Origin of the sequence: Bacillus sp. HNG (assembly GCF_003400205.1) — a bacterium.
Classification (GTDB): domain Bacteria; phylum Bacillota; class Bacilli; order Bacillales; family Bacillaceae_L; genus Ferdinandcohnia.
Genome location: NZ_QUQV01000027.1, coordinates 1 through 16,673 on the forward strand (window position 1 = coordinate 1; position 16,673 = coordinate 16,673).

General features: G+C 35.6%; 19 protein-coding genes. 7 read left to right on the forward strand and 12 right to left on the reverse strand.

What is annotated here, in order from left to right:
• Positions 1-170: 170 nt before the first annotated feature.
• The 5 genes from DZB84_RS23400 to DZB84_RS23420 form a co-directional block, all read right to left on the reverse strand.
• Complete coding sequence (locus DZB84_RS23400) at positions 171-599, reverse strand: cell wall hydrolase (RefSeq protein WP_061793750.1); 429 nt, start codon at positions 597-599, stop codon at positions 171-173.
• A gap of 559 nt (positions 600-1,158) precedes the next feature.
• Positions 1,159-1,407 carry an RNA chaperone Hfq gene (locus tag DZB84_RS23405; protein WP_116354720.1) on the reverse strand — a complete coding sequence of 83 codons (249 nt, stop codon included), beginning with the start codon at positions 1,405-1,407 and terminating at the stop codon, positions 1,159-1,161.
• 155 nt (positions 1,408-1,562) lie between these two features.
• A complete protein-coding gene (locus DZB84_RS23410) occupies positions 1,563-2,183 on the reverse strand; it encodes a DUF3967 domain-containing protein (protein ID WP_116354721.1) in 621 nt (206 codons plus the stop codon).
• 100 nt (positions 2,184-2,283) lie between these two features.
• Entirely contained in the window at positions 2,284-2,652 is a 369-nt protein-coding gene (locus DZB84_RS23415) for a hypothetical protein (RefSeq protein WP_116354722.1), read from the reverse strand.
• Positions 2,633-3,802 (reverse strand): ParM/StbA family protein, encoded by a 1,170-nt coding sequence (locus DZB84_RS23420; protein WP_116354723.1) that lies wholly within the window; start codon positions 3,800-3,802, stop codon positions 2,633-2,635. Before DZB84_RS23420 ends, DZB84_RS23415 begins: the two co-directional genes overlap by 20 nt.
• 678 nt (positions 3,803-4,480) lie before the next feature.
• On the opposite strand from DZB84_RS23420, the gene DZB84_RS23425 reads away from it, so the two are divergent.
• A complete protein-coding gene (locus tag DZB84_RS23425) occupies positions 4,481-5,170 on the forward strand; it encodes a hypothetical protein (RefSeq protein ID WP_116354724.1) in 690 nt (229 codons plus the stop codon).
• A 22-nt stretch (positions 5,171-5,192) separates the two neighbouring features.
• Here DZB84_RS23425 and DZB84_RS23430 read toward each other — a convergent pair whose 3' ends face one another.
• Positions 5,193-8,246: a Tn3 family transposase gene (locus DZB84_RS23430; RefSeq protein ID WP_189655350.1), complete on the reverse strand. Its 3,054-nt coding sequence runs from the start codon at positions 8,244-8,246 to the stop codon at positions 5,193-5,195.
• Positions 8,243-8,869: a recombinase family protein gene (locus tag DZB84_RS23435; protein WP_000690664.1), complete on the reverse strand. Its 627-nt coding sequence runs from the start codon at positions 8,867-8,869 to the stop codon at positions 8,243-8,245. Before DZB84_RS23435 ends, DZB84_RS23430 begins: the two co-directional genes overlap by 4 nt.
• A 421-nt stretch (positions 8,870-9,290) precedes the next feature.
• Between DZB84_RS23435 and DZB84_RS23440 the strand changes: the two genes are divergently transcribed.
• From DZB84_RS23440 to DZB84_RS25095, 4 genes are all read left to right on the forward strand, one after another.
• The gene (locus DZB84_RS23440) at positions 9,291-9,767 is read left to right on the forward strand and encodes a DUF2975 domain-containing protein (protein WP_000820334.1); all 477 of its coding nucleotides are present in this window, start codon (positions 9,291-9,293) and stop codon (positions 9,765-9,767) included.
• A gap of 9 nt (positions 9,768-9,776) precedes the next feature.
• On the forward strand, positions 9,777-10,007 hold the full coding sequence (locus tag DZB84_RS23445; protein ID WP_000974627.1) for a helix-turn-helix domain-containing protein: 231 nt from the start codon (positions 9,777-9,779) through the stop codon (positions 10,005-10,007).
• A gap of 84 nt (positions 10,008-10,091) precedes the next feature.
• Positions 10,092-10,823 carry an alpha/beta fold hydrolase gene (locus DZB84_RS23450; RefSeq protein WP_001040756.1) on the forward strand — a complete coding sequence of 244 codons (732 nt, stop codon included), beginning with the start codon at positions 10,092-10,094 and terminating at the stop codon, positions 10,821-10,823.
• 322 nt (positions 10,824-11,145) lie between these two features.
• Positions 11,146-11,283 (forward strand): hypothetical protein, encoded by a 138-nt coding sequence (locus tag DZB84_RS25095; protein WP_189655351.1) that lies wholly within the window; start codon positions 11,146-11,148, stop codon positions 11,281-11,283.
• Between the two features lie 296 nt (positions 11,284-11,579).
• Here DZB84_RS25095 and DZB84_RS23460 read toward each other — a convergent pair whose 3' ends face one another.
• The 3 genes from DZB84_RS23460 to DZB84_RS23470 form a co-directional block, all read right to left on the reverse strand.
• The gene (locus DZB84_RS23460) at positions 11,580-11,840 is read right to left on the reverse strand and encodes a YetF domain-containing protein (RefSeq protein ID WP_317616488.1); all 261 of its coding nucleotides are present in this window, start codon (positions 11,838-11,840) and stop codon (positions 11,580-11,582) included.
• Positions 11,841-11,947: 107 nt separating this feature from the next.
• A complete protein-coding gene (locus DZB84_RS23465) occupies positions 11,948-12,385 on the reverse strand; it encodes a hypothetical protein (protein WP_031538346.1) in 438 nt (145 codons plus the stop codon).
• Positions 12,386-12,679: 294 nt separating this feature from the next.
• Positions 12,680-13,267: a YitT family protein gene (locus DZB84_RS23470; RefSeq protein ID WP_116354726.1), complete on the reverse strand. Its 588-nt coding sequence runs from the start codon at positions 13,265-13,267 to the stop codon at positions 12,680-12,682.
• A gap of 602 nt (positions 13,268-13,869) precedes the next feature.
• Between DZB84_RS23470 and DZB84_RS25505 the strand changes: the two genes are divergently transcribed.
• Positions 13,870-14,097 (forward strand): spore germination protein, encoded by a 228-nt coding sequence (locus DZB84_RS25505; RefSeq protein WP_262983997.1) that lies wholly within the window; start codon positions 13,870-13,872, stop codon positions 14,095-14,097.
• Positions 14,098-14,123: 26 nt separating this feature from the next.
• Positions 14,124-14,537: a spore germination protein gene (locus DZB84_RS25510; protein WP_262983996.1), complete on the forward strand. Its 414-nt coding sequence runs from the start codon at positions 14,124-14,126 to the stop codon at positions 14,535-14,537.
• Positions 14,538-14,876: 339 nt separating this feature from the next.
• Here DZB84_RS25510 and DZB84_RS23485 read toward each other — a convergent pair whose 3' ends face one another.
• Together DZB84_RS23485 and DZB84_RS23490 are read right to left on the reverse strand one after the other, a co-directional pair.
• Entirely contained in the window at positions 14,877-15,551 is a 675-nt protein-coding gene (locus DZB84_RS23485) for a DUF421 domain-containing protein (protein ID WP_116354727.1), read from the reverse strand.
• A gap of 258 nt (positions 15,552-15,809) precedes the next feature.
• Positions 15,810-16,670 (reverse strand): DUF421 domain-containing protein, encoded by an 861-nt coding sequence (locus tag DZB84_RS23490; protein WP_116354728.1) that lies wholly within the window; start codon positions 16,668-16,670, stop codon positions 15,810-15,812.
• Positions 16,671-16,673 lie beyond the last annotated feature (3 nt).

Sequence of the window (16,673 nt, forward strand, 5' to 3'; positions counted from 1 at the left end):
TTAGTATTTGTAATTAAAAAAATTAGGAGCAAATAGAAATCCATATAAAAAAAGTCGAATCCATCAAGGATATCGGCTTTTTTAGATTGAAATTTGCTTAGCGTACAAAATTTCCGAAATGTTGGCTGTACCCCTATAATTATAAAATTTATATAAATGACTCAAAGGAGTTAAAATGTATTGTAAACATTTTCACATTCCTCACCCGTTGGCTCATAAAAGCAATGAAGCTTATACCTTCCAACAAAAGGCTGATTATACCATGTTTGCGGACAATCTCCCGTTGGCCTGAAATACCATAAGGAAAATTTCGCCGGCCAATATCTTTCTCCTTTAATCACTTTTCGTGCAAGACGTCGCTCAGACTCCCTTGCAGCCTGATAAAAATAACCTTTTTGTACGGCTTCGAATGCATGAGGTTGATAAATCATTTGAGGGATTGTTCTTAGCCCTTTAAAATCTGAACAATCAGCTCGGATTCGATTTATGCCAACATTTCCAACGAGCAACATGCCTAATTTTCCTTCTCCTTCCGCTTCTGCTCTAAGCAACCTTGCCAAAAGATCAATATCTGATGCACTAGCCTTTACTACTGCCATACGCCACCTCCATGTTAATATTTATATGATCCAGGACTTATGCTGATACACAAATTTTCTTAAGTCGATTGGCATAGTATTAAGGGGAATTCTTTTGAAATGTGTTAGGGGAAAATTCATGTTAAAAAATGAATAATGAACAAAAAAGATTTGCCTCTTTTGCAAATGCTTGATTTATTTATGCGGTTTTTTAATTGTGACTAGTTCATATAATCCGAATTACAACCCATCATAAATTTGTATTATCAAAAGAACGTATAAAATCGTATGTAATCCAGGTTATTTTTATTTTTCTCAGGAACGATCCCCGTTCTTACCTCGAACGCCCCTTTTCCGAAACGATTAAAAACAAGTGCTGCTGTATTCCCAAGCTATATGTTATGTATAAAGCAATAAATGGGATTGTCGGCGTATTTAAGCTGGAAGTAGAAAAAGAAACAATATAATAACGATTAACTCATAGGTAAAAGGTTAAGTGTTAGCTTTTATGTAGATTTATGTACAAAAAAGACCGTTGTGTGCGTCTGTTGCACTTTTACGGTCTTTTTTTCTGTAATAATCACTCTTCTACTTCGGTTCGATCTGGACGAATTAGAGCAATAGCATGCTTAAAAATCATCACTTCATCATTTTTTACAGATACAGCAAGTGTGTATTGATCATATTCAGTTAACTTTCCTTTAACTTTTACACCTGAAGTTAAATGGATCACTACAGATTGTTTTAGAAACTTGTCAAACAGACGTTTCTGAACGTGATGAGGTGTTTTTTTAGTTTTTTGTTGCGGCTTTTGTGCTGTAGTAGACATTATTCATCCCCCTACTATGTTTATATTCTATTACTTTATCATGAGGTGGAATTATTTGAAAATAAACAAGAAAAGAATCCTTTCTTTTGTTAAGAAACTGTTATGGTTTCGATTCTTGTCTTGACGGGATTTATTTAGGCTAACAACATTTTCCTTTATTTACTAAACAAGCGAGCAAAAAACCCTTTTTTCTTTTCATCCACCTGTGCCGCTGCGATTTGAAGAAGCTGCTGTTTTACCTCTTGTGATTCCCTTAATGATTCCATTAACTTCCGGTCCCGCTGTTCCAGGCGTTCTTCTATATATTTTTGCTGCTGTTCCAATCGCTGTACTAACTCCCTGTTAAAATTCTCTTGCTGACCCAGGCGATTTAATACCTCGTTATTGGCTTCTTCTTGTGTTTTTACACGTTCCAATAACTCAGTCAGTTTGTCATCAAAAGAACGTATAAAATCATGTTGTAATTCAGGTTGTTTTTCTTCCTTTTTTACTGGAACGACCCCCGTTCCTACTTCGAACGCCCCTTTTCCAAAACGATCAACAACAAGTGCCGCTGCGTTCTCAAGCTGCATGTTATGGTGTTTCACTAGATTTTGAAAATGCCGCAATACGACTAAATCATTTTCAACAAACACCCGTTGATTATGGTCGTTCCTTATAAACGTATACCCGTTCTTTTCCAGAGCAAGACACCATTTTCTTAATGCGCTATCACTAATTTCTAAGGTTATATTTACTTCTTTTGGCGTGTAAGCCTTTTCGAATGTATTATCCATTCCTTTTCACTCCCTAGTCACGTTCTTTTATACGTTCTAGAGGACAAGTGAAATTTCCTTTAAGAAAAAATAAAAAACCCACCTTAAGGTGGGCTAGTAATTAAGCGAATGGATCGTCAAGGTCTTCAATGTTAGACCAGAGTTTGTCTTTTTCCTGTTCGTCGTCTTCAAAGATGCCTTCATTGTCTGATTCTTCAATATCATAAACTGGTTCATGAATTGCTTTCTGTGGAATTTGAGGTATTGGCCTATCAGCCGAAGAAAGGTTAAAATTCATCTTTCTTGGTATGATTTCAGAAACATCAATTAACCCAGTCTGATCGTACAGCTTTTGAGCCGCATATAAGAAAAAACTTGATAAATCTGATTGACTATTGATCCAATCCATGAACTCGGAAGTCACATCTTGGCTTAAATAAATATTGATTCTATCTCCGGGCTTGTAAATTTTATTCCGCTTTCGCGCCATTTGGTGTAACACCTAATTTCTTCTCTTTTTGCTGTTCATAACGTGGAGAGCAAGTATAAACCAACAAGCCGCGTGCATTGACAAACATAGGTTCAGCCAGGAAGGTTACATTTGTTGTACGTCCTTTTGTATCAAGGATTTTTTGTAGATAATCTTTTAAGACAGCTGCGCCGCCGCCATAAATAAAAACAAACGGATCATCTTTCAATTCATCAATTTTATTAATGATGGCGCTGCTTATTCTTTGTGCCAGCTGTAACATTCCCGTTTGTGATTCCCGTTTTAAATCATTATGGCGAGGGTGTTCCGAATCAAAATAAATTTCGTTAAATTCAGCCATGCTATCAATCGATTTACGGGGGTGATTACGGTTCCAGCGTTTGATAATTTCTAAGATTGTTTGTTTAACTCCATAATTTAACCCTTCCGAAAGCTTTGGATTAAATTTAATCCCTTCTGTTACAACGATTTCCGTTGTACCGGCTCCAATATCAAAGTGGAGCAGCGTTTTATTTTGAAAGTCTACTTTCATGATTTTGTCGCCAACTTCAATCTTTCGTTCAATTACTTTTCCGTTTTCATCAAATACAACCCCCCAGGCAGCAGCTGCACCTTCAGGAAGGCATTTGCAGTATTCAATTTTAATGATAACCGTAACATTCCTACCGGATGGATGATGGAAAATAAGTTCATGTGTGCCTATGTAGCGATCCGCATTCGCCATTGCGTTGGCTTGGGTAATGGTACTAACCGGCAATGCTACTGAGAGATCGTAAGATACTTCGATATTGTCTTTTGTATATTGTTTTTTCATGGCATCGATCGCAAGGCCAGCAAGAGTAACGATAACTGGAATTTCATCTTTTGATTTATCTGATTGTTTTTCTAGTTCAATGGCTTGAAGGTTATCATTTAATACTTTTTCACCGATCACGTAACGTTGGCCATTAAAAGTGAGTGCTTTAGAATTAATAGTTACATCTATATTGTTAATTAGTTCGTCCGCTGGAATATCGTCCATATCCATAAGTTCGGTTGTTTCACCCATATAAAGAGCATAGACGGTAGGAATTGTAATTGGAGAAGAATCTTTTACCCAAAGTTTTAAACTGTTATTACCAGCATCTGCACCAGCTTTAAAAATTGTCATTGAATTTTCACTCCTTAGATATTAGTAGTTTTTACTTTTAATGGATATATTATACTCCTGATTTACATACATTAGCAATATATTAGAAATATTTTATGCGCACAAATAATGTGGAATATCGTCGATTTTGTGTTTTTATTATATTTCATTTAGAAATATAATATGCGCACAATAGGAGCATAAAAAATGCTCTATTCTTATTTTTAGAGCGAATAGAGCATTTGGAAGTATATAGATGTTACGTATAATAGCAACTAGACAATTTTAATAGTTTTCTGTATAGTGGACTTATAGTTTCTAATATTTACTAGAAATCAAAATATTTTGAAAGAAATATAGATTTAAAACACAATATATACACATTTTGATAAACAAAAAGACAAAATTAAAGAGCGTTGTTGGAAGCAACGCTCTTAATAAAAACTTGCTAGCCCCGGTCGCCAAACTAGGAACGCTAGCTTTGATAGGTTGATCTTGATGTTGGAAGCATCAAGATTGGTTTACAAAATATATGTACCCTTATGATATATTATGTATTCCTATTTTGCAAGTTTTTTTGGATTAGAAGTAATTCTTAAATTCTTGCAAATATCAGCATTTTTCTATCAAAGCAAAGGTTTAGACCGGCACGGGCGTAATAGCTAGTGGCGGTCTTTTTGTTTTGGAAGGAGAAGCTGTATGAACGCTTATAGAGCTATTTTCAGAGATCAATTAACTGAAACCCCTAAAAAACAAATTGAAAAGGTACAGACTGGCTATAACAGCCATTTAGGATGGGTTTTTGTCTGTAATCAGTTTCATGAAAAGCCAAAAGCTGTACGTACTTACCGCTCTTTATTCGGAGCTTCAGAAACTTATACATATTACACACCTAACACGTTTTATCGGAACGATCAACGTCATTCGGGAGCTTTGCGCTGGTTAAATGCAATGGTGATTGATATTGATGTAAAGAACGGACAAAACAAAGGCATAATTCTGCCTGATGTGATGGATTTAGTGACAGCAGCTGGTCTTCCAGCACCTTCTATGATCGTTTCTACCCCTTCAGGCGGGTTTCATGTTTATTGGTATTTCAATGCTGCTAAGCGTGCGTTTCCGAAGGTTACAGAGCATTATAATCGTATTCAGGCTGCTATTGCAGAGGCCATGAATGGGGATCTGCAGGCTGTAGGTGCTGAACGGTGGTTTCGTATGCCTACAGATAAAAATACGCTATATCAAAGTGATAATAGGGTTTCTTTTGATGAATTATGCGATTGGCTAGCAATCTATCAAGAAGAACGTTTAAAAGAACGTTTAGAAGAAGGGTGTTTTTGCCCATCCCCCCGAAAAGGTGGAATAAGGAGTACCTCACTGAAAGATTAGGGAAGTACTCCTTAAACATCGCTTACTCTGTTTCCGATATTACGTTTAATTGGGCTAATTCTTGAATAATTGCATCCAAATCAACAGACTCTTGTTGTATATTAAACTCGTATCTTCCATAGAAGTTAATATGTTGCCATGCAACTGGGGATATTTTTTTCATAACATCCGAATCTAGAGCCTTTGTTTCTCTGTAAGCCAACATATTAGATAAAATACTGGCATTGTAATAAATAATGCAATTGGAGAGTAAGCGACTGCATTCGCCCCAAATATGTTGATCATTTTCATTTTTGAAACGTAATTTTCCAAAATTGGCAAAGGATACTGCTTTGCGTAATTTATGATAACTTTCCCCTCGATTTAATGCCTTTTGAACATTCCGGCGTAAAGGGGGAGAATCAATATAATCCAAAAAATATAGACTTCTTATGATGTTATCGTACTCCCATAAAGCACGTTTGGTTTTGTTCTTCCGTGCATAAGCGCTTAGCTTACCAATAATAATGCTTTGTGTGGTTGTTTTAACTGCAAGGGATAACATAATTCGTTGAATATTTTCCCATTCCTCTATAATAAGATTCGTATTAATCTTTCGAACTGGCTTGATCAGGTTATCTCCATATTGGCTTGGATGTTTGAATCCGTAAAGAGATTTGTTGACCTTATCGTGAATATCCTTGTAGCGAGGCGCAAACTGATAACCAAAAAAGTTCAGGATAGCAAAATTCACTTCATTGGTTCCATGTGTATCCGTGGAATGCACATCAGGCTGAATATCAGTTGTGTTGTTAAATAAAATATCAAATACATAATGACTTTCATGCTCATTGGCCCCAATAATTCGAGCATTAACAGGGATATGGTTGGCTACCATTGTGTAGGAAACAATCCCTTTACCAAGACCAAAGTATTTAGGTGAATGACGGGAATTAATGGTATTGATTCGAGTCTCAACTTTCTGCCCGTCACTACTAGAATGAATCGTCTCCCCAATGTCATAATGTTTAAAGATTGGGAGTTTGGCTATTGCATTACTGATACAATCATTCGCTTCTTTTAAAGTCTCCAGACGAATAAAGTTATCAGATGTGGCAGCCAGTAACGGATAGCTAATATCAGAAATTTCCCCCATTCTCCCTAACCCCATGTTGGTTCCCCAAGCAATCAGACAGGCGACAAGAATTCGATTGTCTTTATTCTGTTTGGCATAACGTCCCAAGATGTGCTCAAATGAGTCAAGGAATTGACAGTGCTGTTGAACAAAATGCAAGACACTCCTAATGTCTATTTGCTTTAATGTATCGTAGAATGAGTGATTAATAGATTCTGTGTCACGAGTATAAGGTAATGTCCATCGGGTATGTGAACCCCGTTTTTTGATTTGAAGATGCTCATTTTTCCCAGATGAAATACTCTGGTTAACTTTAGTAATGCGATCTTCTAATCGCTTCTCAAGCTCCACTAAATGACTATGAATGGGTTGGTTGAAAATCGTCAGACCAGTGTCAGCGATCAACATTTCTTTCTGTTCCCATTGACGATCATTGATCAGGTCATCCTCAAAACTGCGAAATCGGATACTATCACGACAAAAAATATCTCCTGCTTCCAAACGGTTGCGTAGGAGGCGATAGACTAAAAATTCATATCGATCTGCTAAAATTGTTTTTTGTTCATAGATATAACGCTTCACACCATCGGATATGAAACCATTTGGCAAATCATCTGAGTGATATTGTCCTAACGCTTTATTCTTATTAAAAGCAGTTTTCATAAAATTCACTGCTTTAATTAATGGATCATTTGGTGAAGGAGCTACGAAATCAACCTGCAAAAATATAGGTCTTAAATAACGTTTAAATCGTCGTGCCTGCTGACCAATATGTTCCCATTGGAAGGCAGTTTCATCATATTTTATATTTGTAGTAATCTGTTTGGCTACGGATTCCAGTTTCTGACGTTCCAAAATAGTAAATGCACGGTCTTGAATATCCCTAAAGGGAGTATTGGCAGGAATATGATCATCAGTGAATATTTTAAGCAGTTCCCCTGCTTTTTTGATGTCTTGATTACTCTCTGTATAGCACTCGTAAACTCGTTCTTTTGCTGCTAATTTAGCTTCATCTGCATACCCCCTTACACTATATATGAGGGTATTGATCAGGTTGTCATGCATCCGTTGATAACGATGGGATACAAAACATAACAAATAGACATAAACAATCCATACATTCAGCCGTTTGAGCTTGTAGACAGAGTAGTAACTTACTAATGAAGCATAGTACTTGATGCTTTCGTTGGAAATACCTAACTTTGGTAACAGTTCTTGAGCAAGGTAATATAAATGCTGTATTTGTTTACCACGATTCATTTCAAGCTTTATTTCAGTGGCGCTAAAGTCTTTCGGTTCGTGTTTCAGTAGTGTTATTTTATACAGCCCTGAAGAATCTTCAAGTAATCGATCTAAGGATTCCATATCATTCTGTTTTAGATGATCCTGCATCAATGAAATTAATCGGTTTTGCTCATGGGTTATTGCCTGTCCTGTCATATCTTGCATAAAACTATAGCCAGGAACAACAATGCAGTTTTCAGACAAATAATTCATGATTTCTCGAAAGATGTAAATCGGCTTACCACAAAACGCCGCAGACTTTTGAGCTTTTTCCTCCATCTTACGCCGTTCTTCGGCACCGCAACTGTGGTAGTTAAATAATTTAAGAATCAATTGTTGTTGTTTTAACCTAGTGGACTTATCAATTGAACTCAAGTCATCAATTTGACTGTTGTTGAAATGTTCCTTCAGAATATATTGAAGATCCTCTTCTACCTCATGGAGGTCAAATGTAAAAAATAGTTGTCTGGCTTTGAAATAACCCAGTTGTAAAACGAAATAAGCCTTAGATTTGACAGAACGCAATGTGTGTAGCAGCTCTTTCTCTGGCTGTGAAAGAGAAAAATAAGAACAGCGATCTTCGTATGAGAAACCTGGTCTGTCATAAATGATCTTTACTTCATCTTCGCTAAGAATCCTCAACCGTTTTTGGGTAGTTGTATTATTCTCCATATTCATATTCCAATCTCAAATTCCCTGACTACTTTATAAAATGAGTTCTTTTTCAACCCAAGTAAACACATGAACTCAACGCCCGTGATCTCTTTATTTTTCCACTTCGGATAGTGAGAATCTAATAATTGGCGCTGTTCATGGGAAAGGGTCCGTAAATTAAGCTTTGGTCGTCCCAAATGTCTACCTTGAGATTTGGCGAGCGCTATGCCTTCGGCTTGGCGCTGTTTGATTTTTTTTCGTTCTTGTTCGGCCACATAAGAGAGAAGGCTTAGAAACTGATCTTCCATTAACTTTCCGATATCTCCCATCTCTCTATATTTACGACTATCAAATAACGTTTCGTTTTCCAACACGACAATATCTGCTTGAATGTTCCTTGTAATGTGTTTCCATTCATAGATAATCCCTTCGTAATCCCTCCCCAATCGATCTAGGGCATCCAGATAAAGGAGATCCCCTTTCCGCAGGATACGCTTCATCGTCTGGTAGCTGGGGCGATTAAAGTCTTTTCCACTTTGTTTATCAACAAAGATCATTCGCTCTTCGATGCCTAAAGCTAACATTTTTTTGATTTGACGTTCTTCATTCTGATCTGTAGATGAAACGCGAACATAACCGATCTTCACAATGAACTTCCTCCAGAAGATATATTTTCTTCTACTATTTTACTATATTTAGTTTCTAAAGGTATGACGATTTTAGTAAACGTTTATAAAAAGATTTTCATAGATTTATAAACGCAAGAACCACCCTTTATTAGACAGGTTTTAAAAGTACACCTTTATAAACAAAAAAGAACCCAAAGAATTGAGTGTGGAATTTTTGCTCCACGTACGGACCATTTAGTTGAACAAGAGATAAATTAAATAGCTAAGGATTGTGAAGTATTTTATAATGATGAATGCTTTTTATTTTAGTCTAAAAATAAGAATAAAAGGGGTTGTTTTAAAAAAACAATAATATATTGCATATGGATAATGATTTATTGTAAAACGATAAATATTGTATTAAACTTAAATTAACGATAAATAAGTGAGGTGCATTTTTATGAAACGAGGAACAACTGTTTTTTTAAAGATAGCTGTTTTTCTTATTGGGATTACGGTACTCGCCTTGTGTATATTTTGGTTGCCTTGGTTAGCAAATGATACGGCAGAAATGTTTCCGGAGTTTGCTTTTTTGCAATATCCTGTATTAATCGGTTTGTATGTAACTGTGATACCATTTTTCCTTGCTCTGTATCAAGCTTTAAAACTTTTAAACTACATTGAAAATAACAATGCTTTTTCGGAATTGTCTGTAAAGGTTTTGAAATATATAAAATACTGTGCAATTACAATCAGTATCTTATATTTGATAGGGACCATCGTTCTTATGTCTCAAAACGCCTTACACCCAGGAATAGCAATTATCGGATTAACAATTATTTTTACTTCTGTTGTTATTGCAGTCTTCACTGCGGTTCTTCAGAAATTATTAAAAAACGTTTTAGATATAAAATCAGAAAATGATTTTACGGTCTGAGGTGAAACAGTGGCAATTATAATCAATATCGATGTGATGTTAGCTAAAAGAAAAATGAGTGTAACAGAACTATCTGAAAGAGTTGGAATCACAATGGCTAACCTTTCTATTTTGAAAAATGGAAAGGCTAAAGCGATTCGATTATCAACTTTAGAAGCTATTTGTAAGGCATTGGACTGTCAACCTGGGGATATTCTTGAATATCAAAGTGACATTGACAATCAAGAATCAACCATTTGATAGTTTAAACACATTAAGAAGGAATGTCATAAAATTGTTAAATTTTAACTAATGATAGTTGGCTAAAAGAGAGGAATGGACTAAATGGCTAAAGAAATGTTTGTGCAAATAAGTGATTGTAAACTATATGCTAAATTGATAGGGGAAAATAATGGAAAACCAACAATAATAATGGACGCTGGATATGGAGACTTTTCCAAGGCTTGGGATTCAGTAATTGGGGATATTTCAATGCTCTCTAATGTTCTAATTTATGATAGAGCAGGACTTGGGAAAAGTGAAACAAGTTCAAACCCCAGAACCAGCCGTGAGATGGTAAAAGAATTGAAGGAACTTCTTATTGAAGCCAATATTAAACCTCCGTACATATTAGTTGGTCACTCATTTGGTGGAGTTAATATGCGGATATATGCAACTGAATATCATAATGAAGTTTGCGGACTTGTCTTAGTTGACTCTACGCCTGAAGATTACAGAGAAAGATTTCTCCCAACGATGTCACAAGATTTTCAACAAGCATACAACAAGCAATTTGTTTATGAAGGCAATTATGATGAATTTATGGAAAGTCTAAAGCAATTAAAAGAAACCAGACTTAAATTAAATGTCCCATTAATTGTTCTTTCAGCTGGTAAGAAAGCTCATTATTCAAAGGAATCACAAGAGTTATGGAATGACATGCAGAGAGAGATTCTTGAAATATCCTCAGATGGTGAATTGGTGATTGCTGAAAACAGTGCTCATTTTATACAAAATGATGAACCAGAAGTAGTAGTTAGTGCGATAAAAAAGCTAATTGACATTTTTAAAAATTAAATTGTGGAGGATAATACTTAAACCTTAAACTCCCTCAGTTTAATACGATTTTCTCCCAACCCAAATACTCGCTATCGGGGTGCGTTAGTTTATTAAGTAATTTTATGGAAGAGGTCAGAATTTAGTTATTCCATTAAATGGCGCTATTCTTGCATAAGGAAGCGCCTTTTAACGGGGATTTGTTTTTAGGGAGATCCCTTAATCCACCTTTTCGAGGGGATGGGCAAAAACACCCAATATCGAGTTGGAACGTCTGACCGAGAAAAAGGATTATGAAAAAGATAAAGCAATATTAGAGGTTGAAAGAGAGTACCAGCAAAGGTTGTTGAAGTCAAATGAGGAATACAACGAAAAAATAAAACAAATGTATGAAGAAATGAACACTATGCGTAAAGAATATGAGGAAAAAGTTGAGCAGTTAAAACAAGAAAAACTTGATGAAAGTAAAAGTAAAAGTTAACCATCTGGATGATATTTATTTAATGGTTAACCAGGTTAACATATGTTAATTAAAAAGGTTAAAATTTTGAATCCCCTGTCCATATATCAAATTTTGATATATGGATTATTCTATAATGGGGTAGCGTCAGGAAAATGCGGATTTACAACGTTAAGGATATCAAAATATAAAAAGTCTAATTTCTCGGTGTTATAAGTGAAAAATTAGGCTTTAGTTACTTCATTAAAGCGCTTGATTGTTGAAGACTAAAGTTTATATTCATCAAGAAAATTGATGTGCTCTTATCCTAACAAATTTTATTTAGGACTTACATGTATGCCTTCACTCTCTCGCCAATCTGCATAGAGTATACGCTTTACATTATTATATCCATTAGTAGTTAATTGGTTATCTAACCACTGTTGATCAAATCCGAGTTCATGTAAATTATCCCATAAAATTTCCCCATCTATAATTAACGATGTTGGGACGTCTACTGGACTTTCTGGAAGATTGAGATCTTGCTTGTCTGGTTTTTGATACTTGGAATTTAATAATAGTGTTGTGTAAATAACTATTTATAAAGAGTAAAAAATGAACAAACGCCAACACCTTGAACTTAGGGTTTGGCGTTTTCTCTATACGAATTACAAATAGGCCATTGACCCCTCTCTATTTGGGATGGCTAGACTTCCATTTTATAGTCTAATAAAATTTTCCTTAAATCCTGTCTCGGTATTTCCAAATTAATTGTCACCTGTATAAGTTCGTCCTCTTTATCACTTTCCCGATCCGACAATTCGATTTCGCGATCAGATTGAGTGGACAACTCCACACCTTCCCTCACATCGGAATTAACGTCTTCTTTACCACTTATTGATTCTCCATACAACATTTCCCACTGTTCATATAAGTTTTTTGCTGTGTGATATTCATCAAGATCAGCTTCTGTATCTATCTGTAATTTTTCTTTCAACCCACGACATGACTCTTCCCATTCCTCTAAGGTCTTCAAATCAAATAATTTTGAAAACCTTGGTTTCATTCTTTCCCAATGCAAATAAATGTTATCACACCATTCCAGCAACTCTTCACGATATTGTATTTCTTCTACTTCTTCCATTCCTCTTCATCTCCCGACCATAATTTTCATCCATAATATTCAAAAAACAATCGACATGTTTAAAAGTACAAATAGGTAAATTTCGTTAATGCTTCTGGTTATGAAAAGGTAAGTGGCCTCCGGTAATTGATAATAGACTTATCAAAAGTAAATTATTCAAAATGACACAAACCTTTTATTAAAGCATCCTTGTTAATGATTTTTACCTATTTGATATTAACAATTTCATCATATGCTCCGCGATTGTCCAATGACTAGACAGTTGCCTAATTGTTATTAATTGGAATTACTTGGTCAATAATCATTGCTTTTAAAATTCCAAGTGCAAAGGCTTGTAGTTATTCCACCAGATGAAATAGTTATAGCCGAAAGAAAGAAAGTTTCTGTTGAAACGAATAAACCCCCAAGACAAATAACAAAAACATCCATAATGAGAATGATGATCCCAACATTAATTTTAATGAATTCAGAAAAGTACTGGGCTAGTAAATCTGTTCCACCTGTGCTTGTCTCGAAGCGAAGCATAAGACCAATGCCAAAACCAATGAATACACCACCTGTAAATGAACTAAGAATTGGTGAAAATTTTATAGGAACTTGATTAACGTTATGAAAAAGGTCAATAAAAAATGATGATAAAAGCATACCGTGCAAACTATTAAAAAAATATGAACGATACTTAAACCAAGCTAGAGCAAAAATGGGGATGCTCAATACCATTATCGTGAACCCGGCGTTTGTATTTAATAAATAACTAATAATTAAACCTAGGCCAATAATTCCGCCATCTAAAACTTTGTTTGGTATTAAAAAAGTATTTATTCCCAAAGCTATTGACATGCTGCCTACAAGAATAGCAACTGCTTTCATAAAATATGGCATTTATTAAGAACTCTCCTGTCTAAATGGACGTGTTCTATGTATATGCCAAAAACGTTAGCATTATAGACAACTTTTACTTCACTGAATATAACTTCTGAAGTGCAAGTAGACGCAACATAAGCGCAAAAAAACGATAACTAATAACCCTAGCCCTTGTAGGTCAAGTAACCCTGTTTAAAGGAAAATGTCTATTAATGATACAAAAAAACTACCCGAGGTGAGGCAGTTTTTGCAGATAGAACTTAAATTTATTCAATTATAATATATGTTTTTTTGCAATATAGGTGCATTCCCAGTTTACTCCCTTTATTTTACACTAGGCGATAACATAAATACGATTTTGATACTTCTGCTCTTTCCCTACTAACGAATAGGTATCACGACTTCCTTCTAGAGTATTTACATCATTTGTAGCAGAATATTTAGTTGAAAAAATTTCCTAGCGTTTTTAAATTTAACGGCTGAAGAAAAACTTTCTATATATACATATACCCGAATCAATTTCATAAATTGATGGGGTATACAGGCAGAGCAGACTTTACCGTGAACTTGTGGATGGTACACCGGCTGCGTTGATTGCGCCTGCCAATTTATTTTTGCTTGTGAAAGCACCCGTAGATATCCACTTTACTGCTTTGGCAGCTACATTTGGTCAAACGCTTCGTTTACTTGGCTTGTCCGTATCGCTACTGCTTCCTGCATTTTTTGTTGCCATTCTTTCCTATCATCAAGATCAGCTGCCCTATTATCACTTGCCACTTTGGGGATTAACCGGTTGGGAATCCCTTTTGATGTGGCAGTTGAAATGTTTATTGCACTTCTCTTCTTAGAAATCCTGCGGGAAGCTGGTATCTGATTGCCTTCTGCGGTCGGCTCCACGGTAACGGTTGTAGGAGGACTTATCCTGGGGGATGCCGCCATTCGTGCTGGATTCTTATCCCCAGGTATCGTTGTCATCGGAGCAATTACACAAATCTTTGGTTCAACTTTATCGAGCCTATCATTGGCTGGAACGATTAGTACCTTACGCTTTTTTCTTTTCATTCTGTCTGCCACGCTTGGCATTTATGGCTTCTTTCTTGGATTATTTATTGTGCTCAGCCATTTAGCCTCGTTGCGTTCATGCGGCTTGCCTTACTTGGCCCCAATATCACCTCCATTTAAAGACTTGGCCAACGCTTTGTTTCGATTACCTTGGCCATGGCGAAACACTCGACCGGACATATTGAAGACACGAGATTCTACAAGGCAAGGGGACAGGCATAAATGAGGAGATATAAAAGTATGGTTGCACTTTTCCTTCTTCTCACCCTTACCGGTTGCTGGAGCAGATATGAAGTGCAAAACATGAACTATGCTACGGCTGTTGGAATAGACTATGTCGATGGCCAATACACCTTGTATGTGCAATTGCTTGATTTCTCGACAGGTGGCCAAGCTGGAGGGACAGCAAAAAGCGGAGCAGCCCCCGGTTTGGGTGGGCAAAGGCGAAGGTTCCTCGTTTACGGAGGCGGCAAATGATTTGTACAGTACATCACAACAACTCTTAAACTGGGGACAAATCTCTGCCATTCTAGGATTAATATAGGGAGGGGAAATCGTTTTAAGATTAGTCGCTAATATCAAATGTGTTAATGTTTAGTGAATGGTCGGTATCTCTAACAGAAGCGTAAAATATATCTTTAATTTGATGATATCCCTTTGCCTTTAGTTCTTGCTTAAGCCACTCTTCATTCTTGTTGATTAATTTTAAATTACGCTTCTGAACTTTCCCTTCAATTACAACAGCTATTGGGAATCCATGGTATTCTACTTTCATATGTAAATCCTTTGGAGTAACAGGAACTAATTCTTTCCTTGGTAAAATGCTGATTTCACCTGTTGCTTCCAAAATCGCATATTCAATATCTTGAATATCTGGATATCTTGCTGTTCTTAAACTTGACAACAGCTCAGATAAAGGATATCTATTTTTCCTTAAATTTTTATATACAATTTTTCCATGTTTAACTAAAATAGTCGGTTTTCCCATAATAAAAGGGTTTAACCAATTTAATAAACTTAATTTTGATATAACTAAGTGAACGCCCGTTATAACAATGATTCCAATAATCCCCTTTGTTACTCCATTTACTTTAATGGACCCAAATGCTAAATAAGATAAAAAAAGAATCGCTCCAAAATCGTGAGGGGTAAGTTGCGCTAGGGCTGATTTCCCTAAAATTTTTATGGCTACAATAAAAACAATATATATAAAAATTAATTTAACTAAAAAAATAGACACTTCTAACACCTCTTAGGAAAAATCACCTTAGTCTGAAGTCAGACTAAGGATGTTCATCTCTTTGACTATACAGACAAAAATTAACAGAGAAAGTTAACCAGTAATGTTTTAATATTTTAAGCACCCTCTAATCAATTTAAAAAAAATATTTTTCCAAAGATTTTATTTTCAAGATTCGACTTAATGATATTATATAAAAAAATGGTACTACTTTTTTGTTATGTGTCTTAAGATCATCCAAGATAGCGAAATAAACCATTATCCTTTTAAAATAGGCATCACTTTATCAATAGCTTCTTGTAGTTTTTCACTATTTTTACTATACATTTGCTTAGCTTCTTTTGATTCGGTTCCAAGAGCAAACAGCTCTAAGTCTGCTTGGCACTTTTTCATGGTCGAAAGAATTAAAGGTCTTTCTTGAGGAGATGCGACTTGTAATTGATCGTCAAACAGGTCAACTGTTAACTCTCCATAGGAATTAACTTGTCCAAGAAAAACATTTTCTACCGTAACCCCTAATTTATCTAACTCTGTATGTAACCATGCACGACTTCTTCCAATTGTAGCTAGTGGTTCATCCATGATAACACCATCCATAATGACAGTTTGAGGCTCTTTGATGGAAGGGACGGATAAGTTTAAGGCTTTTGCTGTTAAAGGTTGGTTCTCCTTTTTTAACATGACGGATAAATCTCCTGTTGCCTCTAATACAGCGAATTCGACATCAGCTACTTGATAAACATCCTTCTTACGAAGTAATGCTAATAATTCATCTATCGTGTATCTTTCTTTTTTTAAATTATCTTCCATGATTTTTCCATCTTTGATAAATACAGTTGCTTTCCCTTCTATAAAATTACGAAAACCTTTGCTTTTTAAGGAAATTAAACCAGCGAAAAAGGGGATAGCAGCAAAGATGACAATTCCAATGACTCCGTGAAAAATATTCCGTTCAAGTCCCATAGCTACTTCTGCACCAATACTTCCAATTGAAATACCTGTGACATATTCAAAGAAAGATAGTTCGGAAATTTGCTTTTTCCCTAACCATTTTGTAATTAAAAATAAAACAGCAACAAATAATGCTGAGCGTACAGCTATATCTAACCATTCAGGCACCTC

What these genes read in the sequence shown, in the direction of transcription:
- DZB84_RS23400 (WP_061793750.1), bottom strand. Translation starts at nt 599, where the DNA reads ATGGCAGTAGTAAAGGCTAGTGCATCAGATATTGATCTTTTGGCAAGG.
- DZB84_RS23405 (WP_116354720.1), bottom strand. Translation starts at nt 1,407, where the DNA reads ATGTCTACTACAGCACAAAAGCCGCAACAAAAAACTAAAAAAACACCT.
- DZB84_RS23410 (WP_116354721.1), bottom strand. Translation starts at nt 2,183, where the DNA reads ATGGATAATACATTCGAAAAGGCTTACACGCCAAAAGAAGTAAATATA.
- DZB84_RS23415 (WP_116354722.1), bottom strand. Translation starts at nt 2,652, where the DNA reads ATGGCGCGAAAGCGGAATAAAATTTACAAGCCCGGAGATAGAATCAAT.
- DZB84_RS23420 (WP_116354723.1), bottom strand. Translation starts at nt 3,802, where the DNA reads ATGACAATTTTTAAAGCTGGTGCAGATGCTGGTAATAACAGTTTAAAA.
- DZB84_RS23425 (WP_116354724.1), top strand. Translation starts at nt 4,481, where the DNA reads ATGAACGCTTATAGAGCTATTTTCAGAGATCAATTAACTGAAACCCCT.
- DZB84_RS23430 (WP_189655350.1), bottom strand. Translation starts at nt 8,246, where the DNA reads ATGAATATGGAGAATAATACAACTACCCAAAAACGGTTGAGGATTCTT.
- DZB84_RS23440 (WP_000820334.1), top strand. Translation starts at nt 9,291, where the DNA reads ATGAAACGAGGAACAACTGTTTTTTTAAAGATAGCTGTTTTTCTTATT.
- DZB84_RS23450 (WP_001040756.1), top strand. Translation starts at nt 10,092, where the DNA reads ATGGCTAAAGAAATGTTTGTGCAAATAAGTGATTGTAAACTATATGCT.
- DZB84_RS23465 (WP_031538346.1), bottom strand. Translation starts at nt 12,385, where the DNA reads ATGGAAGAAGTAGAAGAAATACAATATCGTGAAGAGTTGCTGGAATGG.
- DZB84_RS23470 (WP_116354726.1), bottom strand. Translation starts at nt 13,267, where the DNA reads ATGCCATATTTTATGAAAGCAGTTGCTATTCTTGTAGGCAGCATGTCA.